The 15,522-nt window shown below is 51.8% G+C and carries 17 protein-coding genes and 2 tRNA genes; 13 read left to right on the top strand and 6 right to left on the bottom strand.

The annotated features are described in order from the left end of the window. The 6 genes from RTM13_RS16485 to RTM13_RS16510 form a co-directional block, all read left to right on the top strand. Positions 1-493 (top strand): SufD family Fe-S cluster assembly protein (locus RTM13_RS16485; protein WP_312213350.1); only part of this gene is annotated, 493 nt, incomplete at its 5' end. A 17-nt stretch (positions 494-510) separates the two neighbouring features. Next, the gene (gene sufC, locus RTM13_RS16490) at positions 511-1,257 is read left to right on the top strand and encodes a Fe-S cluster assembly ATPase SufC (protein WP_312213352.1); all 747 of its coding nucleotides are present in this window, start codon (positions 511-513) and stop codon (positions 1,255-1,257) included. Beyond that, positions 1,232-2,503 (top strand): Fe-S cluster assembly protein SufD, encoded by a 1,272-nt coding sequence (gene sufD / locus RTM13_RS16495; RefSeq protein ID WP_312213353.1) that lies wholly within the window; start codon positions 1,232-1,234, stop codon positions 2,501-2,503. Before sufC ends, sufD begins: the two co-directional genes overlap by 26 nt. Beyond that, a complete protein-coding gene (gene sufS / locus RTM13_RS16500) occupies positions 2,500-3,720 on the top strand; it encodes a cysteine desulfurase SufS (RefSeq protein WP_312213354.1) in 1,221 nt (406 codons plus the stop codon). The genes sufD and sufS overlap by 4 nt, the downstream gene beginning before the upstream one ends. A 13-nt stretch (positions 3,721-3,733) precedes the next feature. Next, positions 3,734-4,150: a cysteine desulfuration protein SufE gene (gene sufE, locus RTM13_RS16505; RefSeq protein ID WP_312213355.1), complete on the top strand. Its 417-nt coding sequence runs from the start codon at positions 3,734-3,736 to the stop codon at positions 4,148-4,150. 99 nt (positions 4,151-4,249) lie between these two features. Further along, positions 4,250-5,269, top strand: a complete 1,020-nt coding sequence (locus RTM13_RS16510) for a L,D-transpeptidase family protein (protein ID WP_312213357.1) — start codon at positions 4,250-4,252, stop codon at positions 5,267-5,269. Positions 5,270-5,338: 69 nt separating this feature from the next. On the opposite strand, the gene RTM13_RS16515 is transcribed toward RTM13_RS16510, so the two are convergent. The 3 genes from RTM13_RS16515 to RTM13_RS16525 all read right to left on the bottom strand — a co-directional run bounded on the left by RTM13_RS16515 (position 5,339) and on the right by RTM13_RS16525 (position 8,656). Beyond that, positions 5,339-5,575 (bottom strand): major outer membrane lipoprotein, encoded by a 237-nt coding sequence (locus tag RTM13_RS16515; protein WP_007374746.1) that lies wholly within the window; start codon positions 5,573-5,575, stop codon positions 5,339-5,341. A gap of 307 nt (positions 5,576-5,882) precedes the next feature. Beyond that, positions 5,883-7,295 (bottom strand): pyruvate kinase PykF, encoded by a 1,413-nt coding sequence (pykF, locus tag RTM13_RS16520; RefSeq protein ID WP_312213359.1) that lies wholly within the window; start codon positions 7,293-7,295, stop codon positions 5,883-5,885. A gap of 509 nt (positions 7,296-7,804) precedes the next feature. Continuing rightward, the gene (locus RTM13_RS16525; RefSeq protein WP_312213360.1) at positions 7,805-8,656 is read right to left on the bottom strand and encodes a LysR family transcriptional regulator; all 852 of its coding nucleotides are present in this window, start codon (positions 8,654-8,656) and stop codon (positions 7,805-7,807) included. Positions 8,657-8,958: 302 nt separating this feature from the next. Here RTM13_RS16525 and RTM13_RS16530 point away from each other — a divergent pair, with 302 nt between their 5' ends. From RTM13_RS16530 to RTM13_RS16540, 3 genes are all read left to right on the top strand, one after another. Beyond that, positions 8,959-9,297, top strand: coding sequence for a putative holin (locus RTM13_RS16530; protein ID WP_312213361.1), 339 nt, complete (start codon positions 8,959-8,961; stop codon positions 9,295-9,297). Further along, on the top strand, positions 9,294-9,587 hold the full coding sequence (locus tag RTM13_RS16535) for a phage holin family protein (RefSeq protein WP_312213362.1): 294 nt from the start codon (positions 9,294-9,296) through the stop codon (positions 9,585-9,587). Before RTM13_RS16530 ends, RTM13_RS16535 begins: the two co-directional genes overlap by 4 nt. A 225-nt stretch (positions 9,588-9,812) precedes the next feature. Further along, positions 9,813-10,439 (top strand): hypothetical protein, encoded by a 627-nt coding sequence (locus RTM13_RS16540; protein ID WP_312213364.1) that lies wholly within the window; start codon positions 9,813-9,815, stop codon positions 10,437-10,439. Between the two features lie 130 nt (positions 10,440-10,569). On the opposite strand, the gene RTM13_RS16545 is transcribed toward RTM13_RS16540, so the two are convergent. Continuing rightward, positions 10,570-11,049, bottom strand: a complete 480-nt coding sequence (locus tag RTM13_RS16545; protein WP_312213366.1) for a GNAT family N-acetyltransferase — start codon at positions 11,047-11,049, stop codon at positions 10,570-10,572. 104 nt (positions 11,050-11,153) lie between these two features. Here RTM13_RS16545 and RTM13_RS16550 point away from each other — a divergent pair, with 104 nt between their 5' ends. Beyond that, entirely contained in the window at positions 11,154-12,068 is a 915-nt protein-coding gene (locus RTM13_RS16550; RefSeq protein ID WP_312213368.1) for a LysR family transcriptional regulator, read from the top strand. A 38-nt stretch (positions 12,069-12,106) separates the two neighbouring features. Here the strand turns inward: RTM13_RS16550 and RTM13_RS16555 are convergent. Continuing rightward, positions 12,107-12,182, bottom strand: a tRNA-Asn gene (locus tag RTM13_RS16555). 5 nt (positions 12,183-12,187) lie between these two features. Between RTM13_RS16555 and RTM13_RS20245 the strand changes: the two genes are divergently transcribed. From RTM13_RS20245 to RTM13_RS16565, 3 genes are all read left to right on the top strand, one after another. After that, positions 12,188-12,343 (top strand): DUF5951 family protein, encoded by a 156-nt coding sequence (locus RTM13_RS20245; RefSeq protein ID WP_409456059.1) that lies wholly within the window; start codon positions 12,188-12,190, stop codon positions 12,341-12,343. Between the two features lie 42 nt (positions 12,344-12,385). Next, entirely contained in the window at positions 12,386-13,822 is a 1,437-nt protein-coding gene (locus RTM13_RS16560; RefSeq protein ID WP_312213572.1) for an EmmdR/YeeO family multidrug/toxin efflux MATE transporter, read from the top strand. 122 nt (positions 13,823-13,944) lie between these two features. Next, positions 13,945-14,020 (top strand) — tRNA-Asn (locus RTM13_RS16565). 43 nt (positions 14,021-14,063) lie between these two features. On the opposite strand, the gene RTM13_RS16570 is transcribed toward RTM13_RS16565, so the two are convergent. Continuing rightward, complete coding sequence (locus RTM13_RS16570) at positions 14,064-15,518, bottom strand: AMP nucleosidase (RefSeq protein WP_312213574.1); 1,455 nt, start codon at positions 15,516-15,518, stop codon at positions 14,064-14,066. Positions 15,519-15,522: the final 4 nt, after the last annotated feature.

Raw genomic sequence — 15,522 nt, forward strand, 5'->3', positions numbered from 1 at the left:
TATCCTGCGCGGCGATAACTCCATCGGCGAGTTCTACTCCGTGGCGCTGACCAGCGGCCATCAGCAGGCCGATACCGGCACCAAGATGATCCACATTGGTAAGAACACCAAATCGACCATCATCTCGAAAGGGATCTCGGCGGGGCAGAGCCAGAATAGCTATCGTGGGCTGGTGAAAATTATGCCGACGGCGACCAATGCACGTAACTTTACCCAGTGTGACTCCATGCTGATTGGGCCTGACTGTGGGGCGCATACTTTCCCCTACGTCGAGTGCCGCAATAACAGCGCTCAGCTGGAGCACGAGGCGACCACCTCGCGCATTGGCGAAGATCAGCTCTTCTACTGCCTGCAGCGCGGCATTAGCGAAGAGGATGCGATCTCCATGATTGTTAACGGCTTCTGTAAAGATGTCTTCTCTGAGCTGCCGCTGGAGTTTGCCGTAGAAGCACAAAAACTGCTGGCAATTAGCCTTGAACACAGCGTCGGTTAAGGAATAAGGGAATCCCTATGTTAAGTATTAAAGATTTACAGGTATCCGTTGAAGATAAAGAGATCCTGCGCGGCCTGAGCCTTGAGGTACGCCCCGGCGAAGTACACGCCATTATGGGACCCAACGGCTCCGGTAAAAGTACGCTGTCAGCAACTTTGGCCGGCCGGGAAGATTATGAGGTTACCGGCGGCAGCGTTGAGTTTAAAGGTAAAGACCTGCTGGAGCTGGACCCGGAAGAGCGCGCCGGGGAAGGCGTCTTTATGGCCTTTCAATACCCGGTGGAGATCCCTGGCGTCAGCAATCAGTTCTTCCTGCAAACCGCCCTTAACGCGGTACGCAAGCATCGTGGCCAGGAGGAGCTAGACCGCTTCGATTTCCAGGACTTGATGGAAGAGAAGATCAAGCTGCTGAAGATGCCGGAAGATCTGCTAACGCGTTCGGTCAACGTCGGCTTCTCTGGCGGTGAGAAAAAGCGTAATGACATTCTGCAGATGGCGGTGCTTGAACCTGAGCTGTGTATTCTGGATGAAACAGACTCCGGTCTGGATATCGATGCGCTGAAAATCGTTGCCGACGGCGTGAACTCTCTGCGTGACGACAAGCGTGCCTTTATCATCGTGACGCACTACCAGCGTATCCTCGACTACATCAAACCTGACTATGTGCATGTTCTCTATCAGGGGCGCATTGTCAAATCAGGTGATTTTACGCTGGTCAAACAGCTGGAGGAGCAGGGCTATGGCTGGCTTACCGAACAGCAGTAACGCGTTGCAGCAGTGGCATCATCTGTTTGAGGCCCAGAGCGGGAACCGTTCAGAGCAGGCCCAGCAGCACCTGCAGCAGATGCTGCGCCTGGGACTGCCGACGCGTAAGCATGAGGACTGGAAATATACCTCGCTGGACGGGCTGCTAAAGAGCCAGTTTGTCTCAAAAAGCAGCAATATTAGCGTCGAACAGCGTGATGCCCTGGCGCTGCCGGTGGATGCCCTGCGGCTGGTCTTTGTTGATGGACAGTTTAATGCAGACCTGAGCGACAGCCTTGATAACAGCGGGTATAGCGTGACGATCGGCGACGAGCGTAGCGCGCTGCCCGCGCCGGTACAGCCGGAAGTGTTTTTACATCTCACCGAAAGCCTCGCGGCGAGCGTAACGCACATTCGCGTGGCGCGTAACCAGCGGCCTTCTAAGCCGTTGCTCTTAATGCACATTACTCAGGGGCTGGACGGTGACGAGATGAACACCGCTCACTACCGGCACCACCTTGAGCTGGCCGAGAGCGCAGAGGCGACTATCTATGAGCACTACGTCAGCCTGAACGACAGGGGCCATTTTACCGGCTCGCGTCTGACGATGAACATTGGCGCGAACGCGCAGCTGCACCATGTGAAGCTGGCCTTTGAAAACGCGGGCAGCTACCACTTTGCCCATAACGATCTCTTTATGGCTGCGGATGCCGCCGCCTGGAGCCACAGCTTCCTGCTCGGCGGAGCGGTGCTGCGCCACCATACCAGCACCCAGCTCAATGGTGAAAATACCACCCTGCGCATCAACAGCCTGGCAATGCCGGTTAACAATGAGGTATGCGATACCCGTACCTGGCTTGAGCATAATAAAGGCTTCTGCAATAGCCGCCAGCTGCATAAGACCATTGTCAGCGACAAAGGCCGGGCGGTGTTTAACGGCATGATTAACGTGGCGCAGCACGCCATCAAAACCGACGGGCAGATGACCAACAACAACCTGCTGCTGGGTCGGCTGGCGGAGGTAGATACCAAGCCGCAGCTGGAGATCTACGCCGACGATGTGAAATGCAGCCATGGAGCGACCGTTGGCCGTATTGATGATGAACAGATGTTCTACCTGCGCTCGCGCGGTATCGATCGACAGGCCGCGCAGCAGATGATTATCTATGCCTTTGCCGCTGAACTGACGGAAGCCATCAGTGACGAAGCGTTAAAGCAGCAGGTGCTGAGTCGTATCGGTCAGCGCCTGGCAGGGGGTAACGCATGACCTATTCTGTGAGCGACGTTCGGGCGGATTTTCCCGTTCTGGGACGTGAAGTGAACGGCGTGCCGCTGGCGTATCTCGACAGCGCCGCCAGCGCGCAGAAACCCAATCAGGTTATCGACGCCGAGGCTGAGTTCTATCGTCACGGCTATGCGGCCGTGCACCGGGGTATTCATACCCTGAGCGCAGAGGCAACGCAGCGGATGGAGAACGTGCGCGCGCAGGCGGCCGGTTTCCTCAATGCCCGGACGGCGGAAGAGATCGTTTTTGTACGTGGCACGACCGAGGGGATCAATCTTGTCGCTAACAGCTGGGGCAGCAGCCAGGTTCGCGCCGGGGATAACATTATCATCACGATGATGGAGCACCATGCCAACATTGTTCCCTGGCAGATGCTGTGCGAGCGCACCGGCGCAGAGCTGCGGGTCATCCCACTTAATCCGGACGGCACGCTGCAGATGAATGTCTGGCGCGAGCTGCTCGACGATCGCACCCGCCTGCTGGCGATTACCCATGTCTCAAACGTGCTGGGTACCGAAAACCCTATTGCGGAGATGACCGCGCTTGCCCATCAGCATGGCGCGAAGGTGCTGGTGGACGGTGCCCAGGCTGTCATGCACCACACCGTTGATGTCCAGGCTCTGGACTGCGACTTCTACACCTTCTCCGCGCATAAGCTCTATGGGCCTACCGGGATCGGCATACTCTACGTCAAAGAGGATATCCTCCAGGCAATGCCGCCATGGGAAGGGGGCGGGTCGATGATCGCGACTGTGAGCCTGACGGACGGCACAACCTATGCCCGAGCGCCCTGGCGCTTTGAGGCCGGGACGCCGAACACGGGCGGCATTATCGCTCTCGGTGCAGCAATAGAGTATGTCAGCGCACTGGGCCTCGATAATATTCAGGCTTACGAGAAGTCGTTAATGGAATACGCGCTAGTTGAAATGGCCAGTGTGCCAGATATCACGCTGTATGGACCTGCGCACCGCCAGGGCGTCATTGCATTCAATTTAGGTAAGCATCACGCCTATGACGTGGGGAGCTTCCTGGATAACTACGGCGTTGCAGTACGTACTGGTCACCACTGTGCAATGCCGCTGATGTCGTTTTATAACGTTCCGGCAATGTGTCGTGCATCGCTGGCTATTTACAACACGCAGGAAGAGGTGGATCGTCTGGTAGCCGGGCTGAAACGTATTCATCAGCTGCTGGGCTAACAAAGGAGCGGTTATGGCTGAATTACCCGATAAAGAGCGACTGCTGCGTAATTTTACGCGCTGCGCTAACTGGGAAGAGAAATATCTCTACATTATCGAGCTGGGTCAGCGTCTGCCGGCACTGAGCGAGCAGGCGCACAGCGCCGAAAACACCATTCAGGGCTGTCAGAGCCAGGTATGGATCGTTATGCAACAAAATGAGAGCGGCATTATTGAGTTGCAGGGCGATAGCGACGCGGCCATTGTTAAGGGACTTATCGCCGTGGTCTTTATTCTCTATCAGCAGATGACGGCCCAGGATATTGTCGCTTTTGATGTCCGGCCCTGGTTTGAGAAAATGGCCCTTGCCCAGCATTTAACCCCTTCGCGCTCCCAGGGACTGGAAGCCATGATCCGTGCAATTCGTAACAAAGCTTCCAACATTAGCTAAACTGTTTATATAGCTTTCATCCTGTTACGCGAGGTGGCTTTCCGCCTCGTGTAATTTTCAGCTTTCTGGCGCTGGGCCAGTGAATACGGGAACCTCAGTATGAAACGCGCGTCTCTAATAACAGTTAGCCTTATCAGCGCATTTAGCGCTATTCAAACTGCCCAGGCGGCGGATTATTTACTCCCGCCGCCTGGCAGTCGTCTCATTGGGCAAAACCAAACCTATACCGTGCAGCCGCAGGATCGTAACCTGCAGGCAATTGGTCGCCACTTCGATACCCCCGCGATGTTGCTTATTGAAGCAAACAATACCATTGCGCCAGTGCCTAAGCCGGGAACGGTGGTGACTATTCCTACGCAGATGCTGCTGCCCGATACGCCACGGGAGGGGATAGTGATTAATCTGGCCGAGCTGAGGCTCTATTTCTATCCGCCGGGCGAAAACAGCGTGCAGGTCTATCCTATCGGCATCGGTCAGCAGGGGCTCGAAACGCCCGTCACGCTGACCCGAATAAGCCAGAAGATACCTAATCCTACCTGGACACCGCCAGCAGGCATACGGGCGCGTTCGCAGGCGAAAGGCATTACGCTACCCGCCGTTGTTCCTGCCGGGCCAAATAACCCGCTGGGGCGCTTTGCGCTGCGCCTGGCGGAGGGCAGGGGGGAGTATCTCATTCACGGGACCAATGCCCCTGATAGCGTCGGACTGCGCGTCAGCTCCGGGTGTATCCGCATGGCTGCGCCGGATATTCAGGCGCTCTTTTCCCAGGCTGCGACCGGCATGCCGGTGCGCATTATCAATGAGCCTGTGAAGTACTCGGTAGAGCCTGACGGCAAGCAGTATATTGAGGTGCACCGCCCGCTCTCGCAGCTGCCGGAGGAGAACACGCAAACCGTGCCTATTTCACTGACGGCGACCTTTAGCGACACTATTCGCCAGGCGGGCGGGGATCGATCAACGATTGATAAAGCCATGCTACGCCGCGCGGGTTACCCAATAAGCGTGCCGGTGGCAAAGAGCGAATCGGGTCCGGCAGCGGTGCTTTCAGCGCACAACAGCACTTCTTCCGCAGTGACCGCAGCAGGAAGTGAAGGTTCGGGCAGGATGATGACGCAGTAGTCAGAGAGGCTGATAAATCGCAGGCAAAAAAAATGGCGCACAATGTGCGCCATTTTATTACAGGAACTCTTACTTACGGTAAGAGTGAGCCTGGTTGTCCAGACGCTGGTTAGCGCGAGCTGCGTCGTCTTTAGCAGCCTGAACGTCAGAACGGATTGCGTTCACGTCGTTGCTCAGCTGGTCAACTTTAGCGTTCAGAGTCTGAACGTCAGAAGACAGCTGATCGATTTTAGCGTTGCTGGAGCAACCTGCCAGCAGAGTAGAACCCAGGATTACCGCGCCCAGTACCAGTTTAGTACGATTCATTATTAATACCCTCTAGATTGAGTTAATCTCCATGTAGCGTTACAAGTATTACACAAAGTTTTTTATGTTGAGAATATTTTTTTGATGGGAATACCCCTAAATTTGATCGTTCGCTCAAAGATGCATCGACTTTTGTGGGGAAGGCAAAAAAACTGTGTGAAAACAGACCACTTTCATCGGATATATCTTATGAAATACGGCGTTAAATAGTTTAAGCCGATTTGCATTTCTATTGATAGTGGCTATTGATGGAATAAAAAAAGCGCCCTGAAGGCGCTTTTAATGTAATTAATAGAGCTGTTAATAATTACAGTACATGTACAGAAGCGGTATTAGTTGTACCGCTCGGAACCAGGGCACCGGATACCATTACAACCACATCGCCTTTCTGTGCCAGGCCGCTCTCCAGCGCAATCTCTTTACCCTGCAGATAGAAATCATCCGTAGAAGCGATCTCGTTCACCAGCTGCGCGACAACGCCTTTGCTCAGCACCAGCTGACGGGCAGTCTGTTCATTGGTGGTCAGGGCCAGAATGGTAGCATCCGGGAAATATTTACGTACCGCACGAGCCGATTTACCGCCCTGGGTTGCTACAACGATCAGCGGTGCCTCCAGTTTCTCAGCGGTCTCTACTGCACCACGGCAGACGGCTTCGGTGATACGCAGCTTACGGCTGTCATTGTTGAAGTCCAGACGGCTGGTCATCACGCGATCGGTACGCTCACAGATGGTCGCCATGATAGTCACGGCTTCCAGCGGATATTTACCTTTAGCAGATTCACCAGAGAGCATTACAGCATCGGTACCGTCAAGGATGGCGTTGGCTACGTCGCCTGCTTCAGCACGAGTTGGGCGCGGGTTCTTGATCATGGAGTCCAGCATCTGAGTAGCGGTGATCACCACTTTACGCGCGCGGATACATTTTTCGATCATCATCTTCTGCGCGAAGATAACCTCTTCAACCGGGATCTCTACGCCGAGGTCGCCACGGGCAACCATAATGCCATCAGACGCTTCGAGGATTTCGTCGAAGTTGTTCAGGCCTTCCTGGTTTTCGATCTTAGAGATGATCTGAATGTTTTCGCCACCGTGCGCCTTCAGGTGCTCGCGGATCTCAACAACGTCAGAACGTTTACGGATAAAGGAGGCCGCAACGAAATCGACGCCCTGTTCGCAGCCGAAGATCAGATCCTGTTTGTCTTTTTCGGCCAGCGCAGGCAGGGCGATAGAGACGCCCGGCAGGTTCACACCTTTGTTTTCGCCGAGGTCGCCGTTGTTCAGTACCTTACAGACAACCTTGTTGCCTTCAATAGCGGTCACTTCCATACCGATCAGGCCGTCGTCAACCAGCACGGTGTTACCGACGGAGAGGTCGGTAGTGAAGCCTTCATAGGTCACCGCAACGATTTCGTTGTTGCCTACGACGGATTTATCGGTGGTGAAAGTGAAGGTCTGGCCTGCTTTCAGGGAGACGTCATTACCGCCTTCCAGCTTAATGGTACGGATTTCCGGTCCTTTGGTATCCAGCAAAATGGCGGCTTTTTTACCGGTTTTGCTCATCACGTTGCGCAGGTTCTGGATGCGCTGACCGTGTTCTGCATAGTCACCGTGAGAGAAGTTAAGACGCATAACGTTCATCCCGGCGTCCAGCATTTTGGTCAACATCTCTTCGGATTCGGTTTTTGGGCCGATGGTGCAAACAATTTTGGTCTTTTTCATGACAGTCTTAGTCTTTAAGTTGTGAAGGATAGGAGAATAGCGCTCCGGGGGCGCACCGCCGCGGAGTCAAACCTGTGTTGCGAAAGTTGCGATGCCACAGCCTAAGGATAGGTGACATCAAAAGAGCGTGCAGAGTAATGTGTGCTTGAGTTTCAGCCCAAAACGGGAGTATGCGATGTGATAGTTGAATTTTACAGTTCAATGAGCTGAAACCATTCAATAGCGACCAGGCACCTATTATACGCTGAAAAAAGTGCAAAAGGAAAATGAAAACAGCGTTTCAAAAGTGTTCTGTGCAGTTTCACAACGAAGTGTGATCAAGGTGTTAAGTATTATCGAAAACCAGGCGGTGTACACAGCGTGCTCATCAGAGCGCGATGATATATTTAAGGATGTTGATGTGTGCAACACTTTAGCGTATTGGTAGGGCAGTGCTTACCTTATGCATACAAAGTAAAAATTTCACTAATGAAGCGAGTGTTAACCCGCTTCATGTTGAAGATGCGAACTTAAATGAAATTATTTATTATGGATTTGATCTGGAGGACAGTCTTGTTCATTTTTTTATCGGCTGCATGATACATATAGATCATCGGCCTTATATCTTTTACAGGAAGATACTCCACCCCATCAACTTTAAACATCGTGGCCATCTTCCTCGTTAATAGTGAGCAACCTTTACCGGCTCGAATATTATAAAGAAGACCGGTAAAGCTGAAATTATGTTCGATAAATACCATGTCGGGACAGTAACCTTTGACTAGCAGGGAAAAACTACGTTGTAGATAATTTGAGGTTAGATCCTTCCAAATAAAGATACGTAGTGTATCAATTTTAGACTGATAGTTGACTGGCCTACAGATCACAATTTCATCACCCTGCCATTTATCTACCTCGCAGTTTGTATTAGAGGCGATCTCACGCAGCGAAACAATAAGCATGTGCTTCCGAGTAACTTCATCAATATCAGACAAGTTAATAACATATCTTTCACAATTAAAGATGAGGTTTTCACTTTTCATTGCCATAACGATCTGTTGGTACAATAGTTCAGGTACACTAATATCAAAAATGATAGTTAAAGGAATATCAACATTTATTGAGCGGCATTCGTTTTCAAGGGCCAGAATCATCTCATAAATAGGCTTACACTTTTGATAGTAGTCAAAAGCAAGCTCAGTAGGCTCCAGACTGTTATAGGTACGGGTAAACAGTTTACCTCCCAGATAGTCTTCCAGTTCGCATATGGCTTTACTTAAGGGCGAACGAGTGATACAGAGTACTTCTGCTGCTTTAGCAAAATTGCGCTCTTCCATCGTTACCATAAAATATTTCATTTTTTTAGCAAGTAATGCGCCCATTCGGTTTTCTCCGATGATGAAAAATGAGAGTCAGGTCAATACGGTTGCCGTACATCTGAAACTATATTGATTAAAAGGTGTAATGTCATTTGCCAGACCATTATAGTTTTTAAATTAAGGTTAATTACGATGCGCGATAACACCATTTTTCGATTAACTTTAGGTAATTTATGAACACTATTAAATTGGGATAGCAATATCATCGGTCACAACAGCCTAAGAAGGGGCAGGATTAATTGACAGCAGTAACAATGCATTTAAACATTATCAATGGCCCAAAGCCATTACAGGTGGCAATACTTATGGCTCTCTCAACTATTATTAGCCATGATCCGGATACGTTTATCGCGGCTTTTGCTGGCAGTATCATTTTTGTGGTTTCTGCTATCGATTTTGCCGTCTGGGCACGGGTACTCTTGTTCGCCGCTTCGATGATGATTGGCCTGATCTGTTCAGAGTTCTGTGCCCAGGTATTATCTCAATTAAGCAGTAAGCTGCTGGGACTTGGGCTTGATGTGCCGCCCGTGGTTGGGGCGGTCGTCAGCGCGGCGGCGGCGGTTCGATTACTCATGTACCTAACTACTCGGCCTAAAAAGGCTGGGTCAATTTTTGATCATAACTTTAGAAAAGGTGAAAAATGAGCATTCTCTATTTTAGCTACGTGATTAATATTATTTCCGCAGGGCTGATTATAGCTAAAATTGTCTTTACCTGTGTGGTTCATTCATCGCATCACCCCGCTTACTCCTGGATGACATGGGCGCTGGCCGTGGCCTGCAGCGCCCTTATCGTATGGATCTTTCATGGTCATTTCAAACTCGCCGAGCTGGCGCAGATGGTTATCAATATTCTTTTTTGCATCGCTATATTTTCTGTTGATGGCGATCTGGCTTTTTTAATCAAAGGAAAAAGGAATAAAGTGAACATATGAAACCTGACTCTATGTGAAAACATAATGATAACTACTTAATCTCCTGCTTTCAATGTATAAAGTTTCCTGCTATGACACGCTAAGATGCGTTGCGTTTAAATTATATGTTTACAGTGATGGTTTTTTGTAATTAATGTTTTTCATGTATACATTCAAGAAATGTTTCCTGATAAAACCATTAGGTATCCGCGAGTGTTTTACTATTTAGATAAAGGTGATAAATGAATGAATATCCATCACGATATATTTTATCATCATGGTAACATTTTAGTGCTGATTTGTGATGTTTCTGAGATTACTGGTCAATCAACAATAAAGGTTATCGAAAATGGGTATATTCATGATATCTATTGTTGTGAGTACCCTATTCAGGATGTCAGGTTTGTTCAGGAGCAGGTAACAAACACAATTATGATTACATGGCTGGCGCGATTAGATGGGCGGCATAAACATTCTGGAACTTATCTGCTCAGCTTCGACGAAAATTTTGTTACCAGGCGGGTCGATCTGTTGCAGTCAGACTTTTCAGAGGTAGAAAACAATACGTTGCCTATAGTCATACAGTTTGACAATGTTTTACTGCTGTCACAGATCAGTCTTGCGAAAGGGCGGGTAAGCCTTAGCCTGTATGATATTAAAACGCTACGAGAGAACTGTCCGGTAACGCTGATTAAAGAGTGTGTGAGCTATGATTTTTTTCACCATCCAGAGAAGGCTGAGAGAAAATTTAATGCTACTAAGATAGCGGCTAATGAAGCAGTCATTATGTTCTATAACGAGTTTGAACATCGCAGTTTTTATCGTTATACAGTGGGGATCACCAATAGCATCAAAAAAATTACTTACAAATAATACGTCAGTTCAAGTGTCTCATTTTGGACTTTATTATAACCCTGTATTGGTAAATAATATTGACAGGATTTATAGAATAACGAGCAGCAGTGTTCACGCCAGACCTGCAAGGCAGGCCTGGCTATAAGATTTATTTTTCTGCAAATTTCAGCAAGGCATCGCCATCCAGCCGGTAGCGTACCCACTCGCTCTGCGGTAGCGCACCAATGCTGAGGTAAAAATCAATAGAGGGCTGGTTCCAGTCAAGGACGCTCCACTCCAGGCGTCCGCACTGGCGCGTCACCGCGCACTGGGCAATATATTTCAGCAGCGCTTTGCCCGCGCCTTTGCCGCGGTACTCTGGCGAAACGTAGAGATCTTCCATATAGATGCCGTTACGCCCAAGCCAGGTGGAGTAGCTGGTGAAGAAAACGGCATAGCCCAACGTTTTACCGTCAATTTCACAGATCAGTGCTTCGGTTTTGCTTTCAGTATCAAACAGCGTTTTGCCGATCTCTTCTGGGGTCGTCACCACCTCTTCAGGTGCTTTCTCATACACTGCCAGCTCGTAAATCATATCGTAAATAGCGTTAACGTCTGTCGGGAGGGCCTGGCGAATCGTGATACTCATCCGTTTTCCTGTCATCTTATGTAGGTGGTCAAATTGATGATGCCTAGCATAAGCGTTATTCTAAAAAGAATTAAGTGCAATGAAATCACGGATCGTTGAATATTATGCATTCTGCCTTACGGCGTCTCGATTTAAACCTGCTGCCCGTGTTCGATGCCGTCTTTCGTCACGGCTCGGTCAGGCTGGCCGCAGATGAGCTGGCAATGAGCACTTCAGCACTCAGTCACGCGCTATCGCGGCTGCGGATAGCCTTAAACGATCCGCTTTTCTACCGGGAAGGACACCGCATGTGCCCCAGCGTATATGCCTCCCAACTCGCTCCGTCTGTGGCTTCAGCACTAAACTCGCTTAATTTACAGCTTACCCCGCAGCCGAAATTCGATCCTGCTGCCAGCTCCGACTGCTTGCAGATTGCAATCACGGATTTTACCGCATTCACTATTTTTCCCATTCTGATATCCAGGCTACAGCGCGATGCGCCCGGGCTGCGCTTTGAGCTACGCTATCTGCCCCATAGCCCGGCGCTAACGGAGTTGCTGGCAGGGGAGGTCGATCTGGCGTTGGGGTTCAGTACGTCTGACGAACTAAAGCAGCCGGAGCTGGATGAGATTAGCTGGCTTGAAGATGAGTACGTGGTCATCAGTAATCATAAACGGTCCCAACTCACTCTTGAGACCTACCTTGCTGCCCGTCATCTGGTCGTCACACCGTGGAATGAGAGGCAGGGGGTTCTGGATCTTCAGCTGGCGCAGATGGGACATACGCGTCAGGTAACGATTAAAACGCCCTCGATGCTCAGCGCCCCCTTTATTGTCGCTGAAAGCGATCTGCTCATGGCACTCCCAAGGCTGGCGGCTGAGCGTGTTGCCCAGATGGCAGGCGTTAAGATCTTCGCGCTGCCGTTTAACGTGCCTCCGTTTGAGGTGAAGATCTACTCCCATAAACGAAGCGGTAAGCGCGGCGCGACAGACTGGCTCAAAGGTGTGTTGCAGACTCTGGCGATATCTGGCGTGGAATGAAAAGCAAAAAGCCCGCTAAAAAGCGGGCTTCTTAAATTTGGCTCCTCTGACTGGACTCGAACCAGTGACATACGGATTAACAGTCCGCCGTTCTACCGACTGAACTACAGAGGAATCGTGTGAACGCAGCGAATATTAGCGGCATAAAAATTTTTGTCAAACCCCATTTTAATCAACAGGGTTCGTCTGCTGCTTCTCTCACCACTCTGATGCTTTTCGCAACAAAATCTGCGCAAAATACTTTGCAGGATCGGCATTTCTCCCTCATCATTTGAAATGAAGTTTCAACTTTCTCTCTCGCACTCTCGCTAAGGTCCATTTTGAACGTCACTGCCGCTCTACGACAGGCCGTCGTGCGCACGTCCTGGTATAAAAAACGTAATAGTTACCGAGTTCTTTTTTGGCGTGAGATCACTCCGCTGGCGGTACCTATTTTTCTCGAAAATACCTGCGTACTGCTGATGGGGGTGCTTAGCACCTTTCTGGTCAGCTGGTTGGGTAAAGAGGCGATGGCAGGCGTAGGCCTTGCCGATAGCTTCAATATGGTAGTGATGGCATTCTTCGCCGCGATTGACCTTGGGACCACAGTGGTTGTCGCCTTCAGCCTGGGCAAGCGCGATCGGCGGCGGGCACGGGCCGCAGCGCGACAGTCGCTGGTGATCATGACCCTTTTTGCGGCGGTACTTGCGGCGGTAATTCACTACTTTGGCGCGCAGATTATTGACGTTGTCGCAGGCGAGGCGACGCCGGAGGTCAAAGCGCTGGCGCTGACCTATCTGGAGCTGACGGTGCTTAGCTATCCGGCGGCAGCGATTGCCCTGATCGGCAGCGGGGCGCTGCGCGGGGCAGGGAATACCAAAATCCCGCTGTTGATTAACGGCGGCATGAACATTCTCAACATCATTATCAGTAGCGCACTGATCTACGGCGTCTTCTCCTGGCCTGGTCTGGGGTTTGCTGGAGCCGGACTGGGTTTGACCATCTCCCGCTATATCGGTGCGATAGCCATCATTTGGGTGCTGATGATCGGTTTTAACCCGGCGCTGCGCATCACGCTCAAAAGCTACTTTAAGCCGCTTAACTTCGCCATTATCTGGGAGGTGATGGGGATTGGCGTTCCGGCCAGCATTGAGTCAGTGCTTTTTAACAGCGGCAAACTGCTGACGCAGATCTTTGTAGCGGGGATGGGTACTAACGTTATCGCCGGTAACTTTATCGCCTTCTCCGTGGCGGCATTAATCAACCTGCCGGGGAATGCGCTCGGCTCTGCCTCCACGATCATCACCGGCCGGCGGCTGGGTAAAGGGCAGATCGGCCAGGCCGAACGGCAGTTACGTCATGTCTTTTGGCTTTCGACTATTGGCCTGACCTGCATCGCCTGGTTCAGCGCGCCGTTTGCAGGCCTGCTGGCCTCGTTTTATACCCCGGAGTCGGATGTGCAAGAGGTTGTGAAAATTCTGCTCTGGCTTAACGCCGCCTTTATGCCGATCTGGGCAGCCTCGTGGGTGCTGCCGGCAGGGCAGAAGGGCGCGCGTGACGCTCGCTTTGCAATGTGGGTCTCCATGCTTGGTATGTGGGGCTGCCGGGTGGTTGCAGGTTATACGCTGGGCGTGGTGCTGGGGATGGGCGTAGTCGGCGTCTGGCTGGGAATGTTCCTCGACTGGGCAGTGCGCGGGGTGCTTTTCTACTGGCGTATGATCAGCGGCCGCTGGCTATGGAAATATCCGCGTGCCAAACGGCAAAAGGCACAGTAAATCATCGCGACGTTGCTGTTTTTTGTGCGGTCTGGGGAATAATTGGGCAATCGGACGATTTTTTTAAATCACCCTTTGACAAGCCCCATTCCCGCCGTTAATATTCGCCCCGTTCACACGATTCCTCTGTAGTTCAGTCGGTAGAACGGCGGACTGTTAATCCGTATGTCACTGGTTCGAGTCCAGTCAGAGGAGCCAAATTTAAGAAGCCCGCTTTTTAGCGGGCTTTTTGCTTTTCTGCTTACCGGAATGGCGGCTCGTTAAAGGTCCGCAGCTTACGCGAGTGCAGGCGGTCGCCTTCGGCGCGCAGTAGGTCAATCGCCCGGATCCCAATCTGCAAGTGCTCGGAAATAGCGCCTTCGTAAAAACGGTTTGCCTGCCCCGGCAGCTTGATTTCGCCATGCAGCGGCTTATCGGAGACGCAAAGCAGGGTGCCGTACGGCACGCGGAAGCGGTAGCCCTGGGCGGCGATGGTGGCGCTTTCCATATCGATTGCTACCGCACGGCTCAGGTTAAAACGCAGGGCCGAGGCGCTATAGCGCAACTCCCAATTACGATCGTCAGTGGTCACCACCGTCCCGGTACGCAGCCGCTGTTTCACCTCCTCACCGGGCATACCGCTGACCACCTTGGTGGCGTCATAGAGCGCGCGCTGCACTTCGGCAATGCTCGGGATCGGGATATCCGGCGGCAGCACGGCGTCCAGCACATGATCGTCGCGCAGGTAAGCATGCGCCAGCACGTAATCGCCAATAGACTGACTTTCACGCAGGCCGCCACAGTGACCAATCATTAGCCATAAAGCGGGGCGCAGTACGGCAAGGTGATCGCAGATGGTTTTGGCATTCGACGGGCCAACACCAATATTCACCAGCGTAATACCCTCCCCATCGGCGGTGATCAGATGCCAGGCGGGCATCTGGTGCTTTTTCCAGGCCAGATCGGAAATAGCCTCTTCCGGGGCTTCTGTCTCGGCGGTGATCCAGACTCCGCCCGCGCAGGAGAGCGCAATATAGGGGCTGTCGGGATCGAGGATCTGGCTACAGCCCCAGCGCACAAACTCATCCACGTAGCGGGTATAGTTGGTAAACAGCACGAAGGGCTGGAAGTGCTCAACGGGCGTACCGGTATAGTGACGCAGGCGAGCCAGTGAGAAATCGACCCGACGGGCGTCAAAGTGTGACAGCGGGTAGAGTTCGGTTGGGTGAAACAGACCGTCAGCGGTCTCATCGCCAATCTGTGCCAGCTCAGTGGTCGGGAAGTGGCGGGTCAGTCCCGCGCTCATGGAGCGATCCAGGGTTAACGCTGAGCCATCAATCACGTAGGGGTAGGGGATCTCATGCTGGGATGGCCCTACGTCAATCACGGCCCCATAGTCATTGTAGAGCAGGGTTAACTGCTCCAGCAGGTAGGAGCGAAACAGTCCTGGGCGCGTGATGGTAGTGGTGTAGCGACCCGAGTGAGTAAAGCGGCCGTAGGCGCGGGTTTTTGGCGGATTGGTGGTATTGCCGTCCCAGGAGACCGACAGCTCAGGATAGACAAACTTGCCCTGAGCACGCGTCAGGGTATCGGGTAGCGTACCCTCTTCAATAAATGCTCCGATGGCGTCGCGGAGTGCGTTCACCGACTGCTCATAGAGCGCGTCAAGCTTCTCCAACGCCTGCTCCGGCGTCAGACCTTCGCCCTTGTTATACATCATT

The sequence above is a fragment of the Pseudescherichia sp. genome (assembly GCF_031979925.1).
Lineage (GTDB): Bacteria > Pseudomonadota > Gammaproteobacteria > Enterobacterales > Enterobacteriaceae > Pseudescherichia.

Bases quoted from the DNA above. Each gene is read 5' to 3' on its own strand.
- sufC (WP_312213352.1), top strand. From the start codon at position 511: ATGTTAAGTATTAAAGATTTACAGGTATCCGTTGAAGATAAAGAGATC.
- sufD (WP_312213353.1), top strand. From the start codon at position 1,232: ATGGCTGGCTTACCGAACAGCAGTAACGCGTTGCAGCAGTGGCATCAT.
- sufS (WP_312213354.1), top strand. From the start codon at position 2,500: ATGACCTATTCTGTGAGCGACGTTCGGGCGGATTTTCCCGTTCTGGGA.
- sufE (WP_312213355.1), top strand. From the start codon at position 3,734: ATGGCTGAATTACCCGATAAAGAGCGACTGCTGCGTAATTTTACGCGC.
- RTM13_RS16510 (WP_312213357.1), top strand. From the start codon at position 4,250: ATGAAACGCGCGTCTCTAATAACAGTTAGCCTTATCAGCGCATTTAGC.
- RTM13_RS16515 (WP_007374746.1), bottom strand. From the start codon at position 5,575: ATGAATCGTACTAAACTGGTACTGGGCGCGGTAATCCTGGGTTCTACT.
- pykF (WP_312213359.1), bottom strand. From the start codon at position 7,295: ATGAAAAAGACCAAAATTGTTTGCACCATCGGCCCAAAAACCGAATCC.
- RTM13_RS16525 (WP_312213360.1), bottom strand. From the start codon at position 8,656: ATGGGCGCATTACTTGCTAAAAAAATGAAATATTTTATGGTAACGATG.
- RTM13_RS16530 (WP_312213361.1), top strand. From the start codon at position 8,959: ATGGCTCTCTCAACTATTATTAGCCATGATCCGGATACGTTTATCGCG.
- RTM13_RS16535 (WP_312213362.1), top strand. From the start codon at position 9,294: ATGAGCATTCTCTATTTTAGCTACGTGATTAATATTATTTCCGCAGGG.
- RTM13_RS16540 (WP_312213364.1), top strand. From the start codon at position 9,813: ATGAATATCCATCACGATATATTTTATCATCATGGTAACATTTTAGTG.
- RTM13_RS16545 (WP_312213366.1), bottom strand. From the start codon at position 11,049: ATGAGTATCACGATTCGCCAGGCCCTCCCGACAGACGTTAACGCTATT.
- RTM13_RS16550 (WP_312213368.1), top strand. From the start codon at position 11,154: ATGCATTCTGCCTTACGGCGTCTCGATTTAAACCTGCTGCCCGTGTTC.
- RTM13_RS16570 (WP_312213574.1), bottom strand. From the start codon at position 15,518: ATGTATAACAAGGGCGAAGGTCTGACGCCGGAGCAGGCGTTGGAGAAG.